The sequence below is a fragment of the Pseudomonas qingdaonensis genome (assembly GCF_018398475.1).
Taxonomy (GTDB): domain Bacteria; phylum Pseudomonadota; class Gammaproteobacteria; order Pseudomonadales; family Pseudomonadaceae; genus Aquipseudomonas; species Aquipseudomonas palmensis.
On sequence record NZ_CP074676.1, the window covers coordinates 2721093 to 2744517 of the forward strand.

The window sequence follows — 23425 nt, forward strand, 5'->3', positions numbered from 1 at the left end:
CACTCATCGGGTCTGGTCGGGGTTCCATTGGTTGTAGCTGTGCCCGCGCAGGAACTGCCACAGGCCCACGCTCATGCCGGCCAGGGTCACCAGCACGAAGGCGGCCAGGCGAAACGGCTTGGGCAGGCGGTGGCCCTTGTCCAGCAGGCCGACCACGGCGATGGCATAACCCAGCAGCTGGGCGGCCAGGGTCAGGCGATAGAAACCGTGGCCGTCGAGCAGCCAAAGGTTGGCCAGCAGCAGGGGCACCAGCAGCACGGGGGCCAGGCGGCGTACCAGCTTGTGGCTGATCAGGGCGATGGCGTAGAGCCCGTGGCGCAGCGGGTTGAGCAGTTCGCGCCGGGCCGCCAGGCTGATCAGCCCGCCGACGGTGACGCGCTGGCGGCGACTGAACTGGCGCTCGGCCTCGTCCACGCCGTAGTCCAGCACCCTGGCCTGGTCGACGTAGACCACGCGCTTGTGTGCCACCGGGGCGCAGGTATTGATGAAGAAGTCGTCGTTGACCCGGTCCGGGATCGGCTGGTACAGCTCGCGGCGCAGGGCCTGCAGCGCACCGTCGGCCGACACCGTGCAGCCGGTGCGGCTCTCTACCCGGCGCAGCCAGGCTTCGTAGTGGCGGTACAGGCTCTCGCCCAGGCTCAGGCCCTTGCCCGCCACCGGGATGGTCATGTTGCCCACGGTGCCGCCCACCTCGGGGTCGGCGAAGGGCGCGAGCAGTGCGGCGAAGGTGCCCTCCACCCAGTGCACGTCGGCATCGGTGAACACCAGGATGTCGCCGCTGCAGTGCTCGACGGCGGCATTGAGCACGCGGTTCTTGCCCATCCGTGGCAGGTCCAGCACCAGGATGCGCGGGTCGTCGAAGGTGCGCGCCAGGGCCACGGTCTGGTCACTGGAGCCGTCGCTGGCCACCACGATCTGCAGGCTGGCGAGCGGACAGTCCTGCTCCAGCAGGTTGCGCAGCTTGTTCTCGATGTTGCGCGCCTCGTTGTGCGCCGCAACCACCACGCTGACCCGTTGCGGCGGCAGCGGCGGCGGGGTGTGCCGCGGGAACAACGGCCCCACCAGTGTGAGCAGCAGCGGGTAGCCCAGCCAGGCATAGAAAGGCAACAGCAGGCAAAGCCAGAAAATGAACTCAGCCACGTGCGGGCCTCCTTGCGTTCCAGTTGAACAGGCTGAGCACGAAGGCCGCTCCAGCCAGGTGCAGGCGAACCCAGTGCAGGCCCCACAGTTGCAGGGTGAACACCGGGTCGCGGTGTTTGAGACTCTGGCGCAGGCTCAGCGCCAGCGCCGGCAGGCTGGTGAAGAACAGCAGCAGCATTGCCAGATGCGGAAAGCCGTCGAGCAGCGCGGACAATGCCAGCGCATCGAGCACCCAGGCCCCGAGGGACAGCAACGGGAAGCGCAGCAGGCGCAGGCTCGCGCCATTGCTGCGCAGCAGTTGCAGGTTGCTGCCCTGGCGCCACAGCTCCTTGCCCAGCCATTCGCTCCAGCTGCCCTCGTAGCCCCAGTGCAGCACCACCGGTGCGCGCAGGGCCAGCAGGCGGGCACCGGCCTGGGCCAGGCGCCAGGTGAAGTCCTTGTCTTCGCCGGTGCGCAGGGTTTCGTTGAAACCGCCCACCCGGTCGAACCAGTCGCGGCGCATCAGCAGGTTGGGGGTGGGCAGCCATTGCATGCTGTGCAGCGCCGGCCGGCCGGCGCGCAGTGTGCGTCGCTGCCAGGCGCGGGCGAACCAGGGCGCCTGGCGCGGGGTGTCGCAGTCCAGCGCGAATACATCGCCACGGCCCTGGGCGTGCAGGTCCAGCAGCAGGCTCAGCCACTGCTCCGGCACCTCGATGTCGGCATCCAGAAACGCCACCCATTCCCCGGAGCTGGCCTGCACGCCCCGGTTGCGCAAGGCGCCGATGGTCAGCCCCGGCAGGTCGAGCACCTTGGCGCTGAGGTTACGGGCAATCTGCGGGCCATCGTCGGAGGAGCCGTTGTCCACCACGATCAGCTCGCAGTCCAGGCCGGCAAGGTCGGCGGCCCGACGCGCCGAGTGAAGGGTGCGGGCAATATGGCGTGCCTCGTTGAACATCGGCATCACGATACTGATCTTCATCCGGCCACCTGCACGGGGCGCGCCTGTTCGGCCTTGAGGCGCAGCACGCTGGAAAGCGCCAGCAGAATCCACAGGTACTTGTGGTTCGGCGCACTGAGGAACATCAGGAACAGGCCGATGGCAAGCATGCTGGTGGACAGGTGCGTGAGCATGTCGGCCTGCCCCTGATCACCCTTTTGCAGCCACAGGCGCCGTGCATGCCAGAGGTTGTACAGGGCCAGCATGACCATGCCGACAAATGCCAGGCCCGCCGGTACGCCGACTTCGCTGAAGATTTCCAGGTAGGTGTTGTGGGCACGGCGGTACAGGTCGCCGACCTTGCGGTTGGCCGAGAACGCCTTGGCGTAGCCGGTGGTGGCGTATTCCAGCGGGAAGGTGCCGGGGCCGGTGCCCAGCAGCGGATGTTCGCGGATCATCTTGCTGCCCACCACGATGTAGGACGAACGCCGGCCCAGGGAGTCGTCCTTGTAGGCATTGACCCCGGACTTGAGCAAGGCCAGCGACTGGATACGCTCGATGTAGCTGGCCGGCATCACCGCGACCGCCACAGGCAGCACGATGGCCAGGCCGAGCATGGCGAAGCCCAGGTGGCGCGGGCGCAGGTGCGTGAGTTTTTCGCGGTAGTGCACCAGGCCGATCACCAGGCTGATGGCCAGCACCACCAGCCCGGAGCGTGAGTTGGTCTTGGTCATGCCGGCCAGCAACAGCACCACGCAGGCCAGCCAGAACAGCCGCTGCAGGCGGTTGGGGCTGCTGAACACCAGCCACAGGGCCATGGGCACCGCGATGGCGATGAGCATGGCGAACACGTTGGGGTCTTCGAGCAGGCCCGAGGCGCGGCCTTCGTCCTGGTACTTGGCCGAGAACATCGCCATGGCACAGGTGACGCCCACGCTCAGGGTCACCAGGCGGTACATCATCGGCAGGTTGAGTTCGCGCCCGATCAGCAGGGTGAGCACGAACAGCACCAGGCCCACCGCCAGTTCGCGAAAGTGCCCCATGGACATCTCGCTGCTTTCACTGGCCAGAAAGCTCAGCAGGTACAGCGCCATAAAGGCCAGCAGCAGGCGCCACATGGAGCTGCGCAGGCGTTCGCCCGGCAGCTGCCCCACGGCCAGTTGCAGCAGCAGCACCATGGCCAGCGCGGCGCCGATGAATTTCGAGGCGGTCAGCTCGCTGTCCTTGAACAGGCCCTCAAGCGGCACCAGGGTGATGATGGCCAGCAGGCCCCACGCCGGGCGGCGGTACAGCACCAGCACGCCGGCCAGGCCGATCACCGCGCCGGGGGCCAGGAACGGGTAGGGGCTAGCCAGCAGTACCACGCTGACGATCGCCAGCAGGCCGATCAGGGACAGGGGAATGATCATGCGCAGGTCTCCTTGGCCGCACCTGCCGTGCCGCGATAGACCTGGGCCCAGCGTTGCGCCAGCGTCGGCAGGTGATAACGTTCACGTTGGGTGCGTCGTGCCTGGGCGATCAGCTCGCCGGCCTGGGCCGGGTCGAGCATCAGCGCTTCGAGCTGGGCGGCCAGTTCGTCCACCGCCAGGGGCGGTGCCAGCAGCCCGCTGCGCCCGTGCTCGATCACGTCGGGGATGCCGCCGACACCAAAGGCCACCACCGGCACGCCATCCTGCATGGCTTCGAGCAGGATCATCGGGGTGCCTTCGGTGCGCGAGCTGATCACCAGCGCATCCAGGCGCGCCATCCATTGGCGCATGTCTTCCTGAAAGCCTGGCAGGCGGATGCGCTCGTGCAGCCCGGCGGCATCGACGCGGGCCTGCAGGGCTTCGCGTTCCGGGCCGTCGCCGAGCATCACCGCGTCCAGGTGCGGGTGGCGCTGGCACAGCGGGATCAGCGTATCGAGGAACAGGTCAGGGCCCTTTTCGCTGCTCAGGCGCCCCACGTAGCCGGCCAGCCAGCGTTCGTGGCCGTGGGCATGGGCGGGCAGGGCGCCAGCATCCGGCAGGCCGTTGGGGATGACATCGAGCTTGCGCTGCGCCACGCCGGCACGCAGGTGGATCCGGCGGATGCTCTCGGCCACGCACACCACCTTGCCGATGGTGGCGGTGCGGCACAGTTGCAGGCTCAGCCAGGTGTACAGCCGCTGCTTGCGGCTGCTGGGGGTGAAGCCGTGCTGGGTGGCGACCATCGGCAGGCGCCACAGGGTGGCGCCCACCCAGCCGAACAGCAGGCCCTTGAAGTTGTGGCTGTTGATCAGCGGCTGCTGGCTGCGGTACTGGTCCAGCGCCCGCAGCACCTCGCGCAGTCCGTTGCAGGTGCGACAGTCCACGCCGGCGGCGGCAAAGCGCGCCACCAGCGTCTGCGGCGCGCCCAGAAACAGCACCACGTGCTGTCCCGGGGTGGCCTGGCAGTGGTCCAGCAACATCCGTTCGGCGCCATAGAAGCCGCCACTGCCCAGCAGGTGGATGATCGGCCGCTGCGGGCTCATGGCTGCGTTCAATTGCGCACCCAGTGCACCAGCCGTGGCAGCGACCAGCCCTTGTGCGGGTTGTGCGTTTCCGGGGTCTGGTCGTTGATCACCAGCAGTACCGGCAAGCCCAGCTGCTGGGTGATCTGCGCCGGGTGCTTGAAGCGATGGTCGAAGAACTCGCGCACGTACACCAGGGCGATGCCCAGCAGCAGGCCGGTCAGCATGCCGAACGGAATGATCAGCATCGGCTTGGGAAAGGCCGGCTCGGCGGGCTCATAGGGCGCACTGAGAATCCGTGCGTTGGACACGTCACCCGACAGCAGGCGCTCGCCACGGGCTTCCTCGTAGCGCTGGGTGTAGGTGAAGAACGCCTTGTGCAGGGCATCGATCTCGGTGTCCAGCTGACGCGCCTTGCTCTGGGTTTCCTGCAACTGGTGCACGCGGCTCTTGTAGTCGGCGATGCGCTGGGTTTTCTGCGCGATCACGTTCTGCACCACGGCCAGGTCCTTCTCGCGCTCCTGGATACGGTTGGCGACGATCTTGAGAAACTGCTGGCGGGTCTTGGCGATCTGCTCGCGCTGCAGCAGCATCTGCTCGCTGCCGGGCTGGAACACTGCCAGGTCGCTGACGTAGGTCAGTACCTGGGTGGTCAGCTGCTCGCCCAGTTGCTTGATCTCGCGGTCCTCGAAGGCCACGTTGTCGACGGTCTGGGTGAAGGTGAAGGGGAAGGCGAAGTCGCGCATGTTGGCGTTGCTGGCCGCAGCCAGGCTGGTCTTGAGGTATTCCAGCCACTGCTGGCTCTGCAGCAGGCGATCGCGGTACTGGTTGAGTGCCTGTTCCTCGGTGTTGATGGCATTGAGGCGGAAGGTGATCTCTTCCTTGGGGTCGGACGAGCCGATGCCTTCGAGCATGCCCAAGCGCTTGCTTTCCAGGTCATCCATGCGCACCTGGTACTGCATCTTCTTCTGCTCGTAGAACTCCTGCGGCAGTTCGTTGGACTGCAGGTTCTGGCGGTTGCGCAGGTAGTTGTCGAGCAGACGGCTGACAAACAGCGTACCGACCTTGGGGTCGGGGAAGCTGTAGGTGATGGACACCACGTTGGAGCCGGGCAGGGTCTCGATCTTCAGGTCCTTTATCGCGTCGTCGGTCAGGGTGTCGAGCTGGGTATCGCGTACCGGGTCGACCTCCAGCCCGAACAGGCTGCGCACCGGGTTGACCACATACTCGCGCAGCGGGTTGACGATCAGGCTGCGGATCGGCCCGAACACCAGGCGCTGCAGCAGGCCGGGGGGCACGTCATACAGGCCCTCGTCGCGCAGCTGGGTGATGGTCTGGCGGATCAGCGTGGGTGAACGCAGGATGTTGCTCTCGGTCTCCATGTCGGCCAGCGAAGGCGGAATGAACTTGTCGGTCTCCTGGGCCAGGGCGGTGTTGGTATCGCTCTGGGAGAGCTTTTTCGACTGCACGATCACTTCGGCCGTGATGTCGAAGCTCTGCTTGAGCACCAGCGGCAGCAACAGGGCAATCACTGCGAACACCAGGAATACCCGCTTCACCAACTGACGGTTGGCGAAGAGGATCCTGAAGAATTCATGCAGGTAGTTTTCTTTGGTAGTCATGCGCGTGCACCTGCCTGGGTTTAGTTATCGCTGTCTTTGTTGTCGACGCGGTAGGAGAAGCTGAAGCCCACCCCCTGGAACAGCACCACGTCGGCCAGTTGCCGGGCCAGTTCGCCGGCGCTGGCCAGCTTGGTCTTGGGCACGTAGAGCATGTCGTCGGGCTGCAGGTAGGCCACCTGCGCGGCGCTGGCGTCCAGGGCCTTGTCGACGTTGTAGGGCACGGCCTGCACCTGGTTGCCGTTGCGCCGCATGATCACCACCGAGTCGAGCCGGGCCTTGAGGCTGGGCCCGCGGGCCAGGGTCAGGGCTTCGAGCACCGATACCGGGCGCCGGATCGGATAGGCGCCGGGCTGGGCCACCTCACCGAGCACATAGATCTCGTTGACCGCAGTGGACTTGAGCATCACGTCCACCGTCATGCGCCCGGGCAGGTCGGCGTAGCGCTTGTTGAGGAAGGTCTGCAGTTGGGTGACGGTCATGCCCTGCAGCGGCACCGCGCCCACCTCCGGAAAGCTGGCCTGGCCGTCGGTGCCCACGGTGATCTCGCGGCTCATGCCGGTGGCGGGGTGGTTGAGGGCGCTCTTGAGGTTCTGTTCGTTGGTCAGCGGGCTGATCACCTGCACGGTCATCTGGTCGCGGTTGGGCTGGAACAGGCGCTTGTTGCGGTAGGCCTGCTGGATGGCCTGGCGCGCTTCGTCCGGGGTCATCCCGGCGACGTTCACCGAGGTGTTGGCCCGTGGCAGTTCGATGGTGCCATCGGGCAGCACCAGCTGGTTGCCGTTGAGCGAGCTGGCCGCAAGGAAGCCCAGGCCGACGGTGTCACCGGGCTGGATGCGATAGGCCTGCGAGCCGCTGGTGCTGATATGGAAGATCACATCGAGCACGTCCCCCGGGCGCAGCGCCTGCTCGCCGCGTGGCAGCTCGGTGTCCTGGGCGTTGGCCGCGTTGGCAGTCATGATCTGCACCGGCATCTGGCGTGGCTCCTGGCTGGTGCAGGCTGCCAGAGGCAGCAGCGCCAGCAGGGCGAACAGTTTCACATTCATAGCGTCATCCTTAGCCTGGCTGCTCAGAGATTGTTGTAAAGCCATTTGGGCATGTAGTAGCGGCGTCGGTTGAACACGCTGCCGATCAGCTTGGCGCCGGCCTGGGTCAGGCGCTGGGCGGCGGCCTGGGCGACCTCCCAGCGGGTGTCCTCGGCGGTGACCACAAGGATCACGCCATCGACCAGGGTGCCGATCACCAGGCTGTCGACGCTGGAGTACACCGCCTCGCCGTCGATGACCACGAAGCGGTAGTGCGCGCTGAGCTGGCTCAGCAGGGCACGCAGGCGGTCCGGGTTGAGGCGTTCGTTGCCACGCCGGTACTGGCCGCACGGCAGCATGTCGAAAGGCTGGTCGGACACCCGCACCAGGCAGTCCTGCAGCACGGGCGGGGTGTCCTGCTCGAACAGCAGGTCGCGAAAGCCGGGCAGCTTCTGCAGGCCCATCTGCTGGGTCAGGCTGTTGCTGGTAGGGCTGCTGTCCACCAGCAGTACCGGTCCGCCGCTCATCAGCGTCAGCTGCTTGGCGAAGGCCAGCGCACTGGTGCTGGTACCGCTGCCGGTATTGGCCGCGGTCAGCAACAGCACGCGCTGCTCCTGGTCCAGCACGGTGGACGTCAGGTTGGTTTCGCTGGGGGTGGCGATGGTCAGACTTCTCGAAGTAGAACCGTCCATTCAACTTGCTCCGTGGCCGCTGAAGACTTTGAAGGGGGTCTTGAGCAGGATCTTCAGGTCCAGGCTCAAGCTCTGTTCGGCGATGTAGCTCAGGTCAAGCTCGACCCGCTGGTCGAAGTCGATGTTGCTGCGCCCCGAGATCTGCCACAGGCCGGTCATGCCGGGGTAGATGCTCAGGCGCGCCAGGTGGCTGTCCTTGTAGCGATAGGCGTTGAAGGAGGTCGGGCGAGGGCCCACCAGGCGCATTTCGCCGCGGATCACGTTGAACAGGTTGGGCAGCTCGTCCAGGCTGCTGCGCCGCAGGAAGCTGCCGATGCGGGTTACGCGCGGGTCCTTGTCGATCTTGAAGTCGATGGCGTCGGCGCCGTGCTTGTTCAGGTGGCGCACCGACTCCTTGAGGTCCTCGGCGTTGGCGACCATGGTGCGGAACTTGTACATGCCGAAGCTGCGCCCGCGGTAGCCGGTGCGCTGCTGCACGAAGAACACCGGGCCGGGGCTGCTCAGCTTGACCAGCACGGCCAGCACCAGCAGCAGCGGTGAAATCAACAGCACGATCATCAGCGCACCGATGAACGACAGTACGCGGTTGGTGCGCGACAGCGTCCAAGGCCGCCCGCCGGCGCGCCCGGTCATCCAGCCACGGCCCTGCATGTGAATCGCCGCATCGATGCGCATGCGGTGATTGGGGTCCATGCGTTTGTCCTGGCGCAGGGCCTGGGTTTCAGCACTTTTCTGTTGGCCTGTCATACCACCCTCCGTTGATGCTCGGGCGCGGCAACCGGCGTTTGCCCGATGGACCGCACAGCGTCGTCGGGCGTGTGCGCGTAATAATCGACGAACCAGGCGACGAAGCGGCGCAGCCCTTCGTCTAGCGAGATGCACGGGGTGAAGCCGGTGGCCTGGGCTAGGGCACTGGCATCGGCGCAGGTGTCCAGCACGTCACCTGGCTGCAGGGGCAGCAACTCGACCTGGGCGGTGCGCTGCAGGTGTTTTTCCAGCAGCGCCACGTAGTCGGTCAGCGCCACCGGCCGTTGCCCGCCGATGTTGTAGATGCGCCAGGGCGCGTGGCTGCTGGCCGGGTCGCTGGCCAGGCGGTCCCAGGCCGGGTCGCTGACCGGGGCCAGCGGGATCAGGCGCACCAGGCTTTCGACGATGTCGTCGATGTAGGTGAAGTCGCGCTGGTGCTGGCCGTAGTTGAACAGCTTGAGCGGGTGGCCCTGGCTGATGGCCTGGGCGAACTGGATGGGCGACATGTCCGGGCGCCCCCACGGGCCGTACACCGTGAAAAAGCGCAGCCCGGTGGTGGGGATGCCGAACAGGTGGCTGTAGCTATGGGCCATCAGTTCGTTGGCCTTCTTGCTCGCGGCGTACAGCGACAGCGGATGGTCCACTGCGTCCTGCACGGCATAGGGTGTGCGCTGGTTGCTGCCGTACACCGAGCTTGAGGAGGCATACAGCAGGTGCTGCACCGGATGGCGGCGGCAGGCCTCAAGCATGTTGAGGAAACCCACCAGGTTGCTGTCCACGTAGGCGCGCGGGTTGTCCAGCGAATAGCGCACCCCGGCCTGGGCGGCCAGGTGGATCACCACCTCGGGGGCGACCTCGGCGAACAGCGCCTCGATGCCTGGGCCGTCGGCCAGGTCCAGGCGGCGCAGGTCGAAATCGCCGGCCTGGGCCTGGACCCAGCGCACGCGGTCTTGCTTGAGCGCGGGGTCGTAGTAGTCGTTGAAGTTGTCCAGGCCCACGACCTGATGGCCGTCGCGCAACAGGCGCAGTGTGCAGTGTGCGCCGACGAAGCCGGCCGCACCGGTGACCAGTATTCTCATGGCGCCGATACCTGCGGTTGTACCTGGCGCAGGCCGATGCCGCTGTAGGTCAGGCCGAAGGTTGCCACCTGTTCGGGGCTGTAGAGGTTGCGTCCGTCGATGATCAGGCGTTGACGCAGCTTTTGCGCCAGCAGGTTGAAATCCACCACGCGGAAGGTTTTCCACTCGGTGCAGATCACCAGCGCATCGGCATCTTCCAGGGTGTCGTCACGGGTGGCGCACAGTTGCAGGTCGTCGCGGTAGCCATACAGGCGCCGGCATTCGGCCATGGCTTCGGGGTCGAAGGCGCGCACCGTGGCGCCCTCGGCCCACAGCGCCTCCATCAGGTAGCGGCTGGGGGCTTCGCGCATGTCGTCGGTATTGGGTTTGAAGGCCAGGCCCCACAGGGCGATGGATTTGCCCTTCAGGCTGCCGGGGAAGCTGCGCTTGAGCTTGCTGAACAGGATCTGGCGCTGGCTGTCGTTGATTTCGCTCACGCTCTGCAGCAGGCGCAGCGGCATGCCGCTGTGTTCGGCGGTATGCAGCAGCGCACGCAGGTCCTTGGGGAAGCACGACCCGCCAAAGCCACAGCCCGGGTAGATGAAGTGGTAGCCGATGCGTGGGTCCGAGCCGATGCCCTTGCGCACCGATTCAATGTCGGCACCGAGGAACTCGCTGAGGTTGGCCAGTTCGTTCATAAAGCTGATGCGCGTGGCGAGCATGGCGTTGGCCGCGTACTTGGTCAGCTCGGCGCTGCGGTTGTCCATGAACATGAGCTTTTCATGATTGCGGCAGAACGGCGCGTACAGCTCGGACAACTGCTGCTGGGCCTGGTCATCGGCGGTACCGACGATGATCCGATCCGGGCGCATGCAGTCGGCCAGGGCGCTGCCTTCCTTGAGAAACTCGGGGTTGGAGACCACCCGCACCTGCAGTTGATGCTTGCCCAGCCGGTCGAGTTCCTCGCGGGCGAGCGCGGCCACCTTGTCGGCGGTGCCCACCGGCACGGTGGACTTGATGATCAGGGTGCGGTGCGCCGCCATCAGGCCGGCGATCTGCCGGGTGACGCCCAGCACGTGGGAAAGGTCGGCCGAGCCGTCTTCGTCCGGTGGGGTGCCGACTGCAATGAAGATCAGCTCGGCGTGGGCGACGGCATCGCTGGCCTGGGTACTGAACGACAGCCGACCTTCCTTGATGTTTTCCTCGAGCATGCCCGACAGGCCAGGCTCATGAATAGGTGGAACACCTTGTCGCAACTGACTGATTTTATGGGCGTCTACATCGACACAAAGTACCCGGTGACCTACGTCAGCCAAAGCGGCAGCTTGCACAAGTCCGACATAACCGGTGCCAAATACGCTCACATCCATGCTGGCGTGCCTCGTATGGAGTAATGAAAGTGAAACAGCGGGTGTGAATTCGGTATAGACCAGCTGAGCCGGTTTGTGTCAAACCTATGGCATGTATCTGTAGAGTTACAGGTGGTAGGAGTTCCACTGTTTTGCCATCAACCCTTTTCCAATCCGTACCTTAGCGTCGAAATGGGCTGGCACTTGGCCGGTTGTCAATGCGATGAACGGTCGTAGCCCGCGTAAAACGTGGCTCGTGGAATGTGGGTTGTTTCGCGAATGCATCAGATTCCCGCTTGAAAAACGTCATAATCGGCGCCCTGCATTTCGTCATTTTTTTGACAAACTGTGGTTTGCGCTTTGTCGGCATCCTGCTACCGTGTGGGAAACCTCAGTGGGCTGGGGGGAAACATTTCTGGCGGGGAAGTCATGCGCGTTTACATCAAGGGACTGTTGCTGCTGGTCTACCTTCTGAGTTTCCATGCGTACTACCTCGAGCGTCTCGAGGCGATCGGGCTGGGGGTGGCACTGGTGTTGTATGCCGGTGTATTCGTGCTGCTGGTGGCTGCCCTGTGGCTGTGCGCGAACATACGCCAGGGCCTGGTGCGCTGGCTGTTTGCAGTGGGGTTCTGTGCCAGCGCGGTGTTTTTCGACGCCTATACGCGCATAACCGCCGAATACCTCACCTACAGCGCCTTCGTTTCGATGGTGTATTCGGGTGGGTTCATCGGCGAGGCGCTTGAGCAGTACCACAGCGTGATCCTGGGGGTCGCGGCCAAGGGGCTGCTGTTGCTGCTGGGGCTGGGCCTGCGCCCGGACCCGGTGCAGCGGCTGCCCGGCACCCTGGCGTGGGCCGCACCGCTGCTGGGCCTGGCGCTGTTGACCGGCATCCTGTTCGTGCGTGCCGGCGAGGGCGCACGCGGCCTGCCGGTGATGTACACGCCGCTGGCCTACCTGAACCTGTTCCTCTACGAATCGCTGCACGACAGCGTGGGCCCGCGCCAGCCAGTGACGCTGGCGCGCAGCGGCCCGCCATTGGCGCGCGATATCGTGCTGATCATCGACGAGAGCGTTTCGGGCAACTACCTGGACCTCAATACCCCCAACGGGGTCACCAGCAACCTCACCCACCCCCAGCCGGGTGCCAGCATCTTCAACTACGGCTATGCCGCCTCCATCGCCAATTGCAGCGCCGACACCAACGTCACGCTGCGCTACGGCGGCACCCGCAGCGATTACCTGCGCATCAACTCGACCCTGCCGTCGATCTGGCAGTACGCCAAACAGGCCGGGCTTGGCACCGTCTACATCGACAGCCAGCGCACCGGCGGCAACCTGCAGAACCTGATGGATGCCACCGAAAAGCGCGACATCGACCAGTTCATCCAGTTCGATACCACCCCGGTGCGCGACCGCGACATGGCCGCACTGCAAAAGCTCGTGGAGCTGCTGGGCGACGGCAAGCCGCAACTGATCGTGATCAACAAGGTGGGGGTGCATTTTCCGGTGCACGACAAGTACCCGGATGCGTTCATGACCTACACGCCGGCGTTGCCGCGGGGCCACTATGCCGACATCGCCGATACCGGTCAGCGCGACGGGTTCAGTGGTACCCCGCAGGACTGGGTGCTGTACCGCAACTCGTACAAGAACAGCGTGCTGTGGAGCGTGGGCGAATTCTTCAAGCGCCTGTTTGCCCAGGCCGACCTGAGCCAGGCGGTGATCATCTACACCTCCGACCATGGCCAGGACCTGCATGAACGCGGCAACCCGGGGCTCAACACCCATTGTGGCGAGAACCCGGTTGAGGAAGAGGGCCTGGTGCCGCTGGTGGTGATCCAGGGCCAGGGCCTGAAGACCCTGGACTGGCAGGCGCAACTGGCGACCAACAAGGACCGCTCAAGCCACTACAACATCTTCCCCACGCTGCTGCAGTTGCTGGGGTATGACGCCGCGGCGGTCGAGCCGATCTACGGACACGCGCTCAACGTGCCGACCAACGATCCGTTCAGTTTCAACTACCGCTTCAATGCACGCCTTGGTGCCAAGCCCGAGTTCAAGCATATCGACCTGGACGTGGTGGTCACACCGGGGCCGCAGGGCATGCCGGTGGGCACGGCCCAGTGAGCTGACCGGGCCGATGCCTCAGGAACCGGAGGCCGGGCACCCGGCCCGGGTGTCATCGGCCGCCTGGGCTATCAGCCCTGCAAGACGCGCCACGTTGCGTTGCTGGGCTGCTACCAGCTCGGCAATCCCGGTGCCCGCCGCACTGCGTACCAGGCTGTGGCAGCGCAGGGCGGGGCGGTTGGCATCGCCGCCCAGGGTACGCAGGCGCCAGCGCGCCTCCAGCAGGGCGTATTGCCCGGGTACCGAGTCGAAGCGCTGCACCTCCAGGCGCAGGCCCAGGGTGCGCGGTGCATTGCTGTTGAGCTGGCCGCTCAAGGCGCTGCGCAGTTCATCCACCAGGCTGGCGCCCCACCATTCACTGTCGAGCACCGCCAGGCCGCTGTCGCCCTGACGCACGACGATCTGCTCGCGGTCGACCTGGGGCGGCACGCTGATGGACTCTATGCGCACGTTTACCGCACGGGTCGCCCCGGCCTGCAGCTGCGCAGGCACCAGGGTGTGGTAGTGCACCGGCTCGCTGCGACAGGCCGCCAGCAACAGCGCGATGCCAAGCAGCGAAGGTTTGAGCAGATAGGTCATGGGGCGGGCTCCAGTGCTCATTGGCGCGAGGAAGGTTGCAAGGCATCGGCAGGGGCATTGTCGGGCCGCCCGCGCAGCAGCGACTCGGGGTTGCGCTTGAGGTAGTCGGCCAGCTCGCGCATCGAGCGGGTCATGCGGCCCAGGTCGTCCAGGGTCTGCGACAGCTGCTCACGCTGTGGCGAGTCGTCGGCCAGGGTCGCATTGGCACTCTTGAGCGTGGTGCTCATGTCCTGCAGCGTGCCCTCGATGCCGGGCAGGGTCTTGCCGTTGAACTGCTTGAGCGCCTTGCGCAGTTCCACCAGGTTGGCGTCCAGGTTGCCGGCGATGCGTTCGATGGGCAGCTTGTTGATCTTCTCGACCATGGCCTGGAACTGCTCCTGCAGTTGTTCCAGGCTGCTGGGGATGGTCGGGATGGTGATGGGGCGCGCGCTCGGGTCGAAGGTCACCTTGGGCGCCTTGGGGTAGAAATCCAGGGCGATGTACAACTGCCCGGTCAACAGGTTGCCGCTGCGGGCCTGGGCGCGCAGGCCGTTGTCGATGAAGGTGCCCATCAGGCGGACGCCGGCCTGTTCATCGTCAGGGTTGTGATTGAGCACCTTGAGCATCTTGGTATGCGCCTGGCCCAGGCGTTGCGGGTAGATCACGATGCCCACATTCACCGGAAAAGTGCGGGTCTTGGCGTCGAAGTCGAGGTTGATGGCGACGACCCGGCCGAATTCCATGCCCAGGAACTCCACCGGTGCGCCCACCTTGAGCCCGCGCAGCGACTGGTCGAAGCGCAGCGCCAGGTACTGCGCCTTGCCCGCCGGCGGGGCGAGGGCGGCGGGGCGGTCGTCGAAAAGCTCGAAGGTCTTGTCCTCGGCTGCCGGCTGGTCGTCGGGGCTGTAGTCCGGGGCCCTGAAGGCCACGCCGCCGACCATCAGCGACGACAGCGACTCGGTGCGCAGGGCAAAGCCGTTGGCACCCACCTCGACATCCACGCCGCTGGCGTTCCAGAACCGCGTGTTGTCGGTGACGAAGGCATCGTTGGGGGCGTGCACGAACACTTCGACATTGACCCCTTTGCCGTTGGCGTCCAGCGCGTACGACACCACCTGGCCGACCTGGATCTTGCGGTAGTACACCGGCGAGCCGACGCCCAGCGAGCCGAGGTCGGAGGCATGCAGGTTGAAGCGCTTGCCGGGTTCGCCGTAGGTGATTGGCGGAGGTGTCTCCAGGCCGGTGAAGGTCTTGGCGCGGGTGTCCGACTGCCCGGCATCGGCGCCGATGAAGTCACCGGAGAACAGCGTGTCGATACCCGTTACGCCGCCCGCACCGATGCGCGGGCGCACCACCCAGAACAGCGAGTCCTGGCGGGTGAAGTTCTCGGCCTGCTTGACCAGCTTGATGGTGGCGGTGACGCTCTTCTGGTCCTGGCTGAGCTCCACTTCGCTGACCTGGCCGATCACCACGTTGCGGTACTTCACTGCTGTCTTGTTGGCCTCCAGCCCCTGGCCGGTCTTGAAGGTGACCTGGATACTGGGGCCTTCCTGCAGCCAGTTGTGCACCACCAGCGAGATGCCCACCAGCACTGCCACGATCGGCACGATCCACACCAGCGACACGCTGAAGCGCCGGGTCTGCACCGCCGGGCGAGCCGGTTGTGCCGCGCTGTGGTTGCTGTCTTCACTCATGCGCGGGTTCCTTGCCGTTGGGCGGTTGCCAGATCAGGCGGGGGTCGAAGCTCATGGCCGCGAGCATGGTGAACACCACCACCATGCCGAAAAACAGAATGCCCAGGCGCGGCTCGATGTCGCCCAGGGCCTGGAACTTGACCAGCGCGGCAACCAGCGCCACCACGATCACATCGAGCATCGACCAGTAGCCGATCAGCTCGACGAAGCGGAACAGCTTCGAACGCTGGCGCTGGGCCCAGGTACTGCCGCGCTGCACCGTCACCAGCAGCAGGCCCAGGGCCACGAACTTGGTGGCCGGCACCGCGATGCTGGCGATGAAGATGATCAGTGCGATGTCCCATGAGCCATGGGCCCAGAACTCGAGCACGCCACTCATGATGGTGCTGTCGTCGCCGGCACCGAACAGCTTGGTGTTCATCACCGGCAGCAGGTTGGCCGGGATGTAGAACACCAGGGCGGCGATCAGGTACGCCCAGGTTCGGGTCAGCGACTCGGGCTTGCGCTCATGCAGCGGCGCTGCGCAGCGAGGGCACTGGGTGGGGTGGTCGCGGTTGTCGCAGGCCAGCCCGCAGGCATGGCACAGCACCAGGCCCAGCTCGCTGGCCAGCGGCGGCGCGTTCAAGACAGGTACACCCACAGGTCGCGGATATCGCGCCCGGCCAGGCGGATCATCAGCAGGCTCAGGGCGGCCAGGGCGATCAACCCCAGGCCTGGCAGCACATCGAGCAGCCCGGCCAGCTTGAACACCGCCACCATCGACCCCAGCAGGCACACCTCCAGCATGCTCCACGGGCGCAGGGTTTCCAGCCAGCGCATGCACAGGCTGAAGGCCGGCGAGCGGCGTCGGCCCAGGGCATGCACCAGCACCCACAGCAGCAGCAACAGCTGGAACATCGGCGCGATGATGATCGCGATGGCGGCCACCAGGGCGATGAAGGTGATCGGCCCGGTGGCCAGGGCGCGCACCGAGTCCCATAACGTGGCGCTGTTGTGCAGGCCTTGCAGGCTGATGCTCATCACCGGGTAGAAGTTGGCGAACATCCACAGGATCGCTGCAGTGAGGCTCAGCGCCAGGCGCTGCTGTACATCCAGGCCGTTATGGCGCTGCAGCACGGCGCCGCAACGCAGGCATAGCGCTTTCTGGTGTTTGGCGAGCTCGACCCGTTCATACACGCAGTCGCAGTGTTCGCAGATGATCAACCGATCGGTGCTGGCCACGCTTGGCACTCGCAACAGGGACTAGCTCAATATAGAAGCGCATGGCAATTGAGCAAATCGGCGCCGTTGGGCCATGGTCTATGCTTGACCCTTTGACCCCTTCCAACGCCGCTTTGCAGGAGGCCTGCGCATGCCTACGCGTCGCCGTTTTCTCGCCACCAGTGCTGCCCTGGCCGCTGGCCTGGGGCTGCTGCTGAGCCGCCCGCACGCCCTGGCGCAGCCCCACACGGCGCTGCTCGAGCGCAAGGTGCCGTCCACCGGCGAGGCCTTGCCGGTGATCGGCGCCGGCACCTCGGGCAGTTTCGAGGTGACGGCGGGTTCCCCCGAGTACCAGCAGCTCAAAGCGGTGCTGCAGGTGTTCTTCGACGGTGGCGGCCGGGTCATCGATACCTCGCCCAACTATGGCGGCGCCGACGCGATACTGGGCCAGTTGCTGGAGGAGGGCGGTTGGCGCGAGCGCACCTTCCTGGCCACCAAGATCGCCGCCGACAGCCAGGCTGCGGCGCAGGCGCAATGGGCCCAGACGCTGCGCAGCCTGCGCACCGACAAGGTCGATCTGCTGCAGGTGCACAACCTGCGCGACTGGCAGCGCCAACTGCCCTACGCCCGTGAACTCAAGGCCCAGGGCAAGACCCGTTACGTGGGCGTTACCCATTACACCGATGGCGGGCTGGACGAACTGGAGCGCATCCTGCGCCGCGAGCCGCTGGACTTCATCCAGATCCACTATTCGGTGAATGCGCCTGGCGCCGCGCGCACGGTGCTGCCGCTGGCGCAGGACAAGGGCGTGGCGGTACTGATCAACCGCGCCTTCGACGATGGCAGGCTGTTTGCCAGGGTCAAGGGCCAGCCGTTGCCGGGCTGGGCCAGCGAAGCCGGCATCGGCAGCTGGGCGCAGCTGTTTCTCAAATTTGCCCTCAGTCACCCGGCAGTGACGACCGTGATCCCGGCCACCAGCCGCCCGGACCGTCAACGCGACCAGCTCAAGGCCGGCAGTGGCGCGTTGCTCGACACGGCCCGGCAGCAGGCGCTGATCAAGATGTTCGGCTGATGCGCCTGCTGGGCCGGCTGTTCACCTTTCACGACGACGAAACCCCGGCGGTGGTGGGCGGCCTTGCGCTGTTCTTCCTGCTGTTCGCCGGCTATTTCATGCTGCGACCGGTACGCGAGACCATGGGGGTGGCCGGCGGCATCGACAACCTTCAATGGCTGTTCACCGGCACCTTCATCGTCACCTTGCTGGCATTGCCGCTGTTCGGCTGGGTGGTGGCGCGGGCCCGGCGGCGCAGGATCCTGCCCTGGACCTACGGCTTTCTGGCAAGCAACCTGCTGGCCTTCGCCCTGGTGTTCGCGGTGCAGCCCGACAACCTGTGGGTGGCCCGGGCGTTCTACATCTGGCTGTCGGTGTTCAACCTGCTGAGCATCTCGCTGGCCTGGAGCGTACTGGCCGACCTGTTCAGCAACGAGCAGGCCAAGCGCCTGTTCGGGTTGCTGGCAGCCGGTGCGAGCCTGGGCGGGCTGGTGGGGCCGATACTGGGTACCCTGCTGGTGGGCGTGGTCGGGCATGCCGGGCTGGTGTTGCTGGCCACGCTGTTTCTGCTGGGCAGCATCGGCGCGGCAACCTACCTGCAGCGCTGGCGCGACCGTGCGCCCTTGCCGGCGGAGGCCGAACACCCGCGCTCCCGGCCGCTGGGCGGCAACCCGTTCGCCGGGGCCGGCGAGGTGCTGCGCTCGCCCTACCTCTTGATGCTGGCGCTGTTCGTGGTGCTGCTGGCCAGCATCAGTACCTTCCTGTACTTCGAGCAGGCGCGGCTGGTGGCACAGACCTTTACCGATCGCACCCGCCAGACCCAGGTGTTCGGCCTGATCGACACCGTGGTGCAGGCGCTGGCGATCCTCACCCAGTTGTTTTTCACAGGGCGCATCGCGCGGCGCATGGGGGTGGGCGTGTTGCTGGTGGCGGTGCCGCTGGTGATGGTGGCCGGCTTCCTGTGGCTGGCCCTGGCCCCGGTGTTTGCGGTGTTCGTGGTAGTGATGGTGGTGCGCCGTGCGGGGGAGTATGCGCTGGTACGGCCGGGGCGCGAGATGCTGTACACCGTGCTGCCGGCCGAGCAGAAGTACCGCGCCAAGAACTTCATCGACACGGTGGTCTATCGCGGTGGCGATGCGCTCAGTGGCTGGGTCAAGCGCGGGCTGGATGTGCTGGGTGAGCACCCGCAACTGGCGATGCTGATCGGGGCGGGGATTGCGCTGGGGTGGGCGGCTACCGGGGGCTGGCTGGGCAGACGGCAGCGGCGATTGGAGCAACGCAATTGAACGGTGTTGGCTTGCTTCGCCGGCAAGGCCGGCGCCTACAGGGGGTTGCGCCGTTCACAGAACCCCGTAGCAGCCGGCCTTGCCGTGCAGTCAGTCGAGCACTGCCACCGGTTCCGGGTTGCGGCTCACCCACCAGCCAAACCCGGCGGCGGTAAAGAACATGATCAGGCTGTACAGCGCCGCCGGAATGGCCATGGTCGAGTTGTTGAGCAGGGTCGGGCTCAGCGCCAGTGCAATCGCCAGCGTACCGTTGTGGATGCCGATCTCCATGCCGATGGCGATGGCCTGGCGCTTCGGAATCTTCAGCATCCGCGGCACATAGTAGCCCAGCCCCAGGCTCACCAGGTTGAACAACAGCGCGGCTGCGCCTACCAGGGGCGCGTACTCGACCACCGTGGCCCAGTCTTTCATCAGCGCCAGCATCACCGTGCCGGCCAGGAACAGCGCCGCCACCAGCTTCATCGGTTTCTCCATGCGCGCCGCGAAGGCCGGGGTCAGGCGCCGCACCAGCATGCCCAGCGCCACCGGCACCAGCACGATGGCAAACACCTGCAGCACCTTGGCGAACTGCAGCGGGATGGCCTGGTCGGCGCTCATGAAGTAGCTCAGCGACAGGTTGACCAGCAGCGGCATGGTCAGGATCGCGATCAGCGAGTTCACCGCCGTCAGCGTGATGTTGAGCGCCACGTCACCGTGCGCCAGGTGGCTGAACAGGTTGGCGGTGGTGCCGCCGGGCGAGGCCGCCAGCAGCATCAGGCCGACCGCCAGGGCCGGTGCCAGGCCAAAACCGTTGGCAATCAGAAAGCAGATGAAGGGCAGCAGCAGGATCTGGCACACCAGGCCGATGACCACCGGCTTGGGGTATTTCACCACCCGGGCGAAGTCGGCCAGGGTCAGCGAAAGCCCCAGGCCGAACATGATGATGCCCAGCGCAACGGGCAGGAAGGCGGTCAGCAATGGCGAAGCGGTCATGGCAGCAACTCGCAGAAAAGAGGTGTCGGCATTCTAGGCCACCAGATCGCCATGTGCTGCTGGGGAGGCCCCGTAGATACAAGTCTTTACGAAAAGGTGCGCAGCGGGCACCGGGCAGGTTGCGCGCACCGTTATGGGGCAAATGCATGCACCGCTCGGGTCGCCCGCCGCGCTCAAGGGGCGTGGCAGAGCGATTCCCGGGCGTTGGGCACAGCCCTTGCTAAAGTCTGTTGAAAGGCCCGGGTACTGGAAGACAGCAGCCAATTAGAAGAAGCCGTTACGAACACGGCGAGGAGTGGGGTATGTCCGGAGCTTTTTTTGACGAAATGTATGCCGCAGGGGGCCAGTGTCGCCCGCATTACCGCGAGTTTGCCCGCTGGCTGGCGGACACGCCGCTGGAACTGCTGGCGCAACGCCGCCGCGAAGCCGACCTGCTGTTCCACCGCGCAGGCATCACCTTCACGCTCTACGGTGACGAGCAGGGCACCGAACGCCTGATCCCGTTCGACATCATTCCGCGCAGCATCAAGGCCAGCGAATGGCAGGTAATCGAGCGTGGCTGCATCCAGCGGGTGCAGGCACTGAACATGTTCCTGGCCGATATCTACCATGAACAGCGCATCCTCAAGGCCGGCATCATCCCGGCCGAGCAGGTGCTGGCCAACGAGGGCTACCAGGTGGCCATGCGCGGCCTGGGGCTGCACAGGGGCCTCTATGCGCATATCGCGGGGGTGGACCTGGTGCGCGATGGCGACGGCAGCTACTACGTGCTCGAGGACAACCTGCGCACCCCCAGCGGCGTGAGCTACATGCTCGAAGACCGCAAGATGATGATGCGCCTGTTCCCCGAGCTGTTCGCCGCCCAGCGCATCGCGCCCATCGACCATTACCCCAACCTGCTGCTCGACACGCTCAGGAGCGCCAGCCCGCTGGACAACCCCACGGTGGTGGTGCTGACCCCGGGGCGCTTCAACAGTGCGTACTTCGAGCATGCGTTCCTGGCCCGCGAAATGGGGGTGGAACTGGTGGAAGGCGCCGACCTGTTCGTGCGTGACGACCGCGTGTTCATGCGCACCACCTGCGGCCCGCAGCCGGTGGACGTGATCTACCGCCGGCTGGATGACGCCTTCCTCGACCCGCTGACCTTCAACCCCGAGTCGATGCTCGGGGTGCCCGGCCTGATTGCCGCCTACCGCCTGGGCAACGTGGTGCTGGCCAATGCGGTCGGCACCGGGGTGGCGGACGACAAGTCGATCTACCCCTACGTGGGCGAGATGATCCGCTTCTACCTGGACGAAGCGCCGATCCTGAAGAACGTGCCCACCTGGCAGTGCCGCAAGCCGGCCGAGCTGTCCCATGTGCTGGCCAACCTGGAGCACCTGGTGGTCAAGGAAACCCAGGGTTCGGGCGGCTACGGCATGCTGGTGGGGCCGGCGTCGACGGCAGCGCAGATCGAAGCATTCCGCCTGCGCCTCAAGGCCCGCCCGCAGGACTACATCGCCCAGCCCACCTTGTGCCTGTCCACCTGCCCGACCTTTGTCGAAAGCGGCATTGCCCCGCGCCATATCGACCTGCGCCCGTTCGTGCTGTCGGGCAGCCAGACTCGCCTGGTGCCCGGCGGCCTCACGCGGGTGGCGCTGCGCGAAGGCTCGCTGGTGGTCAACTCGTCGCAGGGCGGCGGTACCAAGGACACCTGGGTGGTGGAGGACTGAACCATGCTTTCAAGAACCGCTGCAGACCTCTACTGGATGTCGCGTTACCTGGAGCGCGCGGAAAACCTCGCGCGCATGCTCGAAGTGAGCTATTCGCTGTCGCTGATGCCCCAGGCCGGGCGCAGCGACGGCCACGCGGAGCTGGCCATGTCGCTGCTGGCGGCCGGCACGCTGGAAGACTACAAGGCCCGCCACGGCGCGCTCGACACCGAGCACATGCTGCACTTCTTTGCCCTGGACGAGGCCAACCCCGGCAGCATCTACTGCTGTTTGCGTGCGGCGCGCAGCAATGCCCACGCCGTGCGCGGGCGCATCACCGCCGACATGTGGGAGAACATCAATGCCACCTGGCTGGAGATGCGCGCCATTGCCGGCAACGGCCTGGGCCGCTACGGCATCAGCCAGTTCTGCGAATGGGTGCGGGAGCGTTCGCACCTGTTTCGCGGGGCCACCTCGGGCACCATCATGCGCAACGAGGCCTATGGCTTCATTCGCCTAGGCACCTTCATAGAGCGCGCCGACAACACCTTGCGTCTGCTGGATGCGCGCTACGAGATGTTTGGCGAGGAGTCGGAGGAGGTCAGCGACAAGTCGGCCCGTGGCTACTACCAGTGGAGCGCCTTGCTGCGCGCCCTGTCGTCGTTCGAGGCGTTCAACGAGATCTACCGCAACGCACCGAACGCCGAGCAGGTTTCGGAAATGCTGCTGTTGCGCGCCGAGGTGCCGCGCTCGCTGCATGCCTGCATCCAGGAGCTGGACCTTGAGCTGTCCAACCTGCCCGGCATCAACGGCCGCCCGGCGCAGCGCCTGGCCGCCGGCCTCAACGCTCGCCTGCGCTACACCGGCATCGACGAGATCCTCGATGCAGGCCTGCACGCCTGGCTGATCGAGTTCATCGATCAGGTCCGCGACCTGGGCCAGGCCATTCACGACGCCTACCTGGAGGTGGTATGAAACTGTCCATTCGCCACGACACCACCTACAGCTATGCCAACGAGGTGTGCACCAGCATCCAGTTCCTGCGCCTCACGCCCCAGGACAGCGAGCGCCAGCGGGTCATCGACTGGCAGGTGGACATGCCGCGCAAGGTGCGCAGCCAGCTCGACCCCTATGGCAACGTGCTGCATGTACTGACCCTGGACGAGCCCCACGGCGAGATCGTGCTGTGCGCCCACGGCCAGGTGGAGATCGACCCCACCCGCGAGGTGGAGCCGGACCTGCAGTCACCGCTGCCGTTTCTGCGCAGCAGCCCGCTGACCGCCGCCGACGATGCGCTGCTGGCGTTTGCCGCACAGCATTGCGGCGAGCGGCGCGACAGGGCGGCGCTGATCGAGCTGATGAATGCGCTGGCCGAGCACATGCCCTACAGCCCCGGCACGACCGAGGTGGGCACTACCGCAGCCGAGTCGTTCGCCAGGCAGGCGGGGGTGTGCCAGGACCATACCCATGCGTTTCTGGCCTGTGTGCGCAGCCTGGGTATCCCGGCGCGCTATGTGTCGGGCTACCTGTGCACCGAGGACGCCACGCACCTGGCCAGCCATGCCTGGGCCGAAGCCTGGCTGGGGGAGGGCTGGTACAGTTTCGATATCACCAATCGGCTGGCCAGGCCCGAGCGCCACCTGAAGCTGGCGGTGGGGCTGGATTACCTGGATGCGTGCCCGGTGCGCGGAATGCGCCGGGGCGGGGGGATGGAGCACATGCTGGCCAAGGTGCAGGTGGAACTGATGGTGCAGGTGCAGTAGCCAGGCGATGCAAGGTGTCGACGCCATCGCGGGTCAAGCCCGCTCCCACAGGATTGCCGGGGCCCCT

At 65.9% G+C, this 23425-nt stretch carries 21 protein-coding genes; 6 read left to right on the forward strand and 15 right to left on the reverse strand.

All coding sequences use genetic code 11. The features are described 5' to 3' along the window. Positions 1-3: 3 nt before the first annotated feature. Genes KH389_RS12445 through KH389_RS12490 form a run of 10 tightly spaced genes read right to left on the reverse strand, consistent with a single transcriptional unit; the run spans position 4 to position 11037 of the window. A complete protein-coding gene (locus KH389_RS12445) occupies positions 4-1140 on the reverse strand; it encodes a glycosyltransferase (protein WP_043860601.1) in 1137 nt (378 codons plus the stop codon). Beyond that, positions 1133-2098 (reverse strand): glycosyltransferase, encoded by a 966-nt coding sequence (locus KH389_RS12450; protein WP_078481199.1) that lies wholly within the window; start codon positions 2096-2098, stop codon positions 1133-1135. The genes KH389_RS12445 and KH389_RS12450 overlap by 8 nt, the downstream gene beginning before the upstream one ends. Further along, positions 2095-3465, reverse strand: a complete 1371-nt coding sequence (locus tag KH389_RS12455) for an O-antigen ligase family protein (RefSeq protein ID WP_054914458.1) — start codon at positions 3463-3465, stop codon at positions 2095-2097. The genes KH389_RS12450 and KH389_RS12455 overlap by 4 nt, the downstream gene beginning before the upstream one ends. Beyond that, a complete protein-coding gene (locus tag KH389_RS12460; protein WP_100632730.1) occupies positions 3462-4547 on the reverse strand; it encodes a glycosyltransferase family 4 protein in 1086 nt (361 codons plus the stop codon). The genes KH389_RS12455 and KH389_RS12460 overlap by 4 nt, the downstream gene beginning before the upstream one ends. An 8-nt stretch (positions 4548-4555) precedes the next feature. Then, entirely contained in the window at positions 4556-6148 is a 1593-nt protein-coding gene (locus tag KH389_RS12465; RefSeq protein WP_043860605.1) for a GumC family protein, read from the reverse strand. Between the two features lie 20 nt (positions 6149-6168). Then, a complete protein-coding gene (locus KH389_RS12470; protein WP_043860606.1) occupies positions 6169-7191 on the reverse strand; it encodes a polysaccharide biosynthesis/export family protein in 1023 nt (340 codons plus the stop codon). Positions 7192-7214: 23 nt separating this feature from the next. Continuing rightward, positions 7215-7862 (reverse strand): CpsD/CapB family tyrosine-protein kinase, encoded by a 648-nt coding sequence (locus KH389_RS12475; protein ID WP_043860607.1) that lies wholly within the window; start codon positions 7860-7862, stop codon positions 7215-7217. Further along, a complete protein-coding gene (locus KH389_RS12480) occupies positions 7863-8609 on the reverse strand; it encodes a sugar transferase (RefSeq protein WP_043860608.1) in 747 nt (248 codons plus the stop codon). It lies immediately after the preceding gene. Next, positions 8606-9688: an NAD-dependent epimerase gene (locus KH389_RS12485; protein WP_213607420.1), complete on the reverse strand. Its 1083-nt coding sequence runs from the start codon at positions 9686-9688 to the stop codon at positions 8606-8608. Before KH389_RS12485 ends, KH389_RS12480 begins: the two co-directional genes overlap by 4 nt. Then, a complete protein-coding gene (locus tag KH389_RS12490) occupies positions 9685-11037 on the reverse strand; it encodes a UDP-glucose dehydrogenase family protein (RefSeq protein ID WP_043860610.1) in 1353 nt (450 codons plus the stop codon). The genes KH389_RS12485 and KH389_RS12490 overlap by 4 nt, the downstream gene beginning before the upstream one ends. 408 nt (positions 11038-11445) lie before the next feature. Here KH389_RS12490 and KH389_RS12495 point away from each other — a divergent pair, with 408 nt between their 5' ends. Next, the gene (locus KH389_RS12495) at positions 11446-13143 is read left to right on the forward strand and encodes a sulfatase-like hydrolase/transferase (protein ID WP_058540222.1); all 1698 of its coding nucleotides are present in this window, start codon (positions 11446-11448) and stop codon (positions 13141-13143) included. Positions 13144-13161: 18 nt separating this feature from the next. Here the strand turns inward: KH389_RS12495 and KH389_RS12500 are convergent, their stop codons facing one another. From KH389_RS12500 to KH389_RS12515, 4 genes are read right to left on the reverse strand one after another with little or no spacing between them, the layout of a single operon-like run. Next, a complete protein-coding gene (locus KH389_RS12500; protein ID WP_123753060.1) occupies positions 13162-13722 on the reverse strand; it encodes a PqiC family protein in 561 nt (186 codons plus the stop codon). Positions 13723-13739: 17 nt separating this feature from the next. Beyond that, on the reverse strand, positions 13740-15395 hold the full coding sequence (locus KH389_RS12505) for a PqiB family protein (protein ID WP_100632732.1): 1656 nt from the start codon (positions 15393-15395) through the stop codon (positions 13740-13742). Further along, positions 15388-16020 (reverse strand): paraquat-inducible protein A, encoded by a 633-nt coding sequence (locus KH389_RS12510; RefSeq protein ID WP_043860614.1) that lies wholly within the window; start codon positions 16018-16020, stop codon positions 15388-15390. The genes KH389_RS12505 and KH389_RS12510 overlap by 8 nt, the downstream gene beginning before the upstream one ends. After that, positions 16017-16616, reverse strand: coding sequence for a paraquat-inducible protein A (locus KH389_RS12515; protein WP_043860615.1), 600 nt, complete (start codon positions 16614-16616; stop codon positions 16017-16019). The genes KH389_RS12510 and KH389_RS12515 overlap by 4 nt, the downstream gene beginning before the upstream one ends. A gap of 130 nt (positions 16617-16746) precedes the next feature. On the opposite strand from KH389_RS12515, the gene KH389_RS12520 reads away from it, so the two are divergent. Then, complete coding sequence (locus KH389_RS12520) at positions 16747-17667, forward strand: aldo/keto reductase (RefSeq protein ID WP_043860616.1); 921 nt, start codon at positions 16747-16749, stop codon at positions 17665-17667. Then, the gene (locus KH389_RS12525; RefSeq protein ID WP_213607421.1) at positions 17667-18932 is read left to right on the forward strand and encodes an NTP/NDP exchange transporter; all 1266 of its coding nucleotides are present in this window, start codon (positions 17667-17669) and stop codon (positions 18930-18932) included. Before KH389_RS12520 ends, KH389_RS12525 begins: the two co-directional genes overlap by 1 nt. Positions 18933-19022: 90 nt before the next feature. Here the strand turns inward: KH389_RS12525 and KH389_RS12530 are convergent, their stop codons facing one another. Beyond that, positions 19023-19904, reverse strand: coding sequence for a bile acid:sodium symporter family protein (locus tag KH389_RS12530; RefSeq protein ID WP_043861212.1), 882 nt, complete (start codon positions 19902-19904; stop codon positions 19023-19025). A gap of 302 nt (positions 19905-20206) precedes the next feature. On the opposite strand from KH389_RS12530, the gene KH389_RS12535 reads away from it, so the two are divergent. The 3 genes from KH389_RS12535 to KH389_RS12545 are packed head-to-tail and all read left to right on the forward strand — an operon-like array spanning position 20207 to position 23358. After that, the gene (locus tag KH389_RS12535) at positions 20207-21616 is read left to right on the forward strand and encodes a circularly permuted type 2 ATP-grasp protein (RefSeq protein WP_043861213.1); all 1410 of its coding nucleotides are present in this window, start codon (positions 20207-20209) and stop codon (positions 21614-21616) included. 3 nt (positions 21617-21619) lie between these two features. Next, on the forward strand, positions 21620-22570 hold the full coding sequence (locus tag KH389_RS12540) for an alpha-E domain-containing protein (RefSeq protein ID WP_043861214.1): 951 nt from the start codon (positions 21620-21622) through the stop codon (positions 22568-22570). Beyond that, positions 22567-23358: a transglutaminase family protein gene (locus tag KH389_RS12545; protein ID WP_058540219.1), complete on the forward strand. Its 792-nt coding sequence runs from the start codon at positions 22567-22569 to the stop codon at positions 23356-23358. Before KH389_RS12540 ends, KH389_RS12545 begins: the two co-directional genes overlap by 4 nt. Positions 23359-23425: the final 67 nt, after the last annotated feature.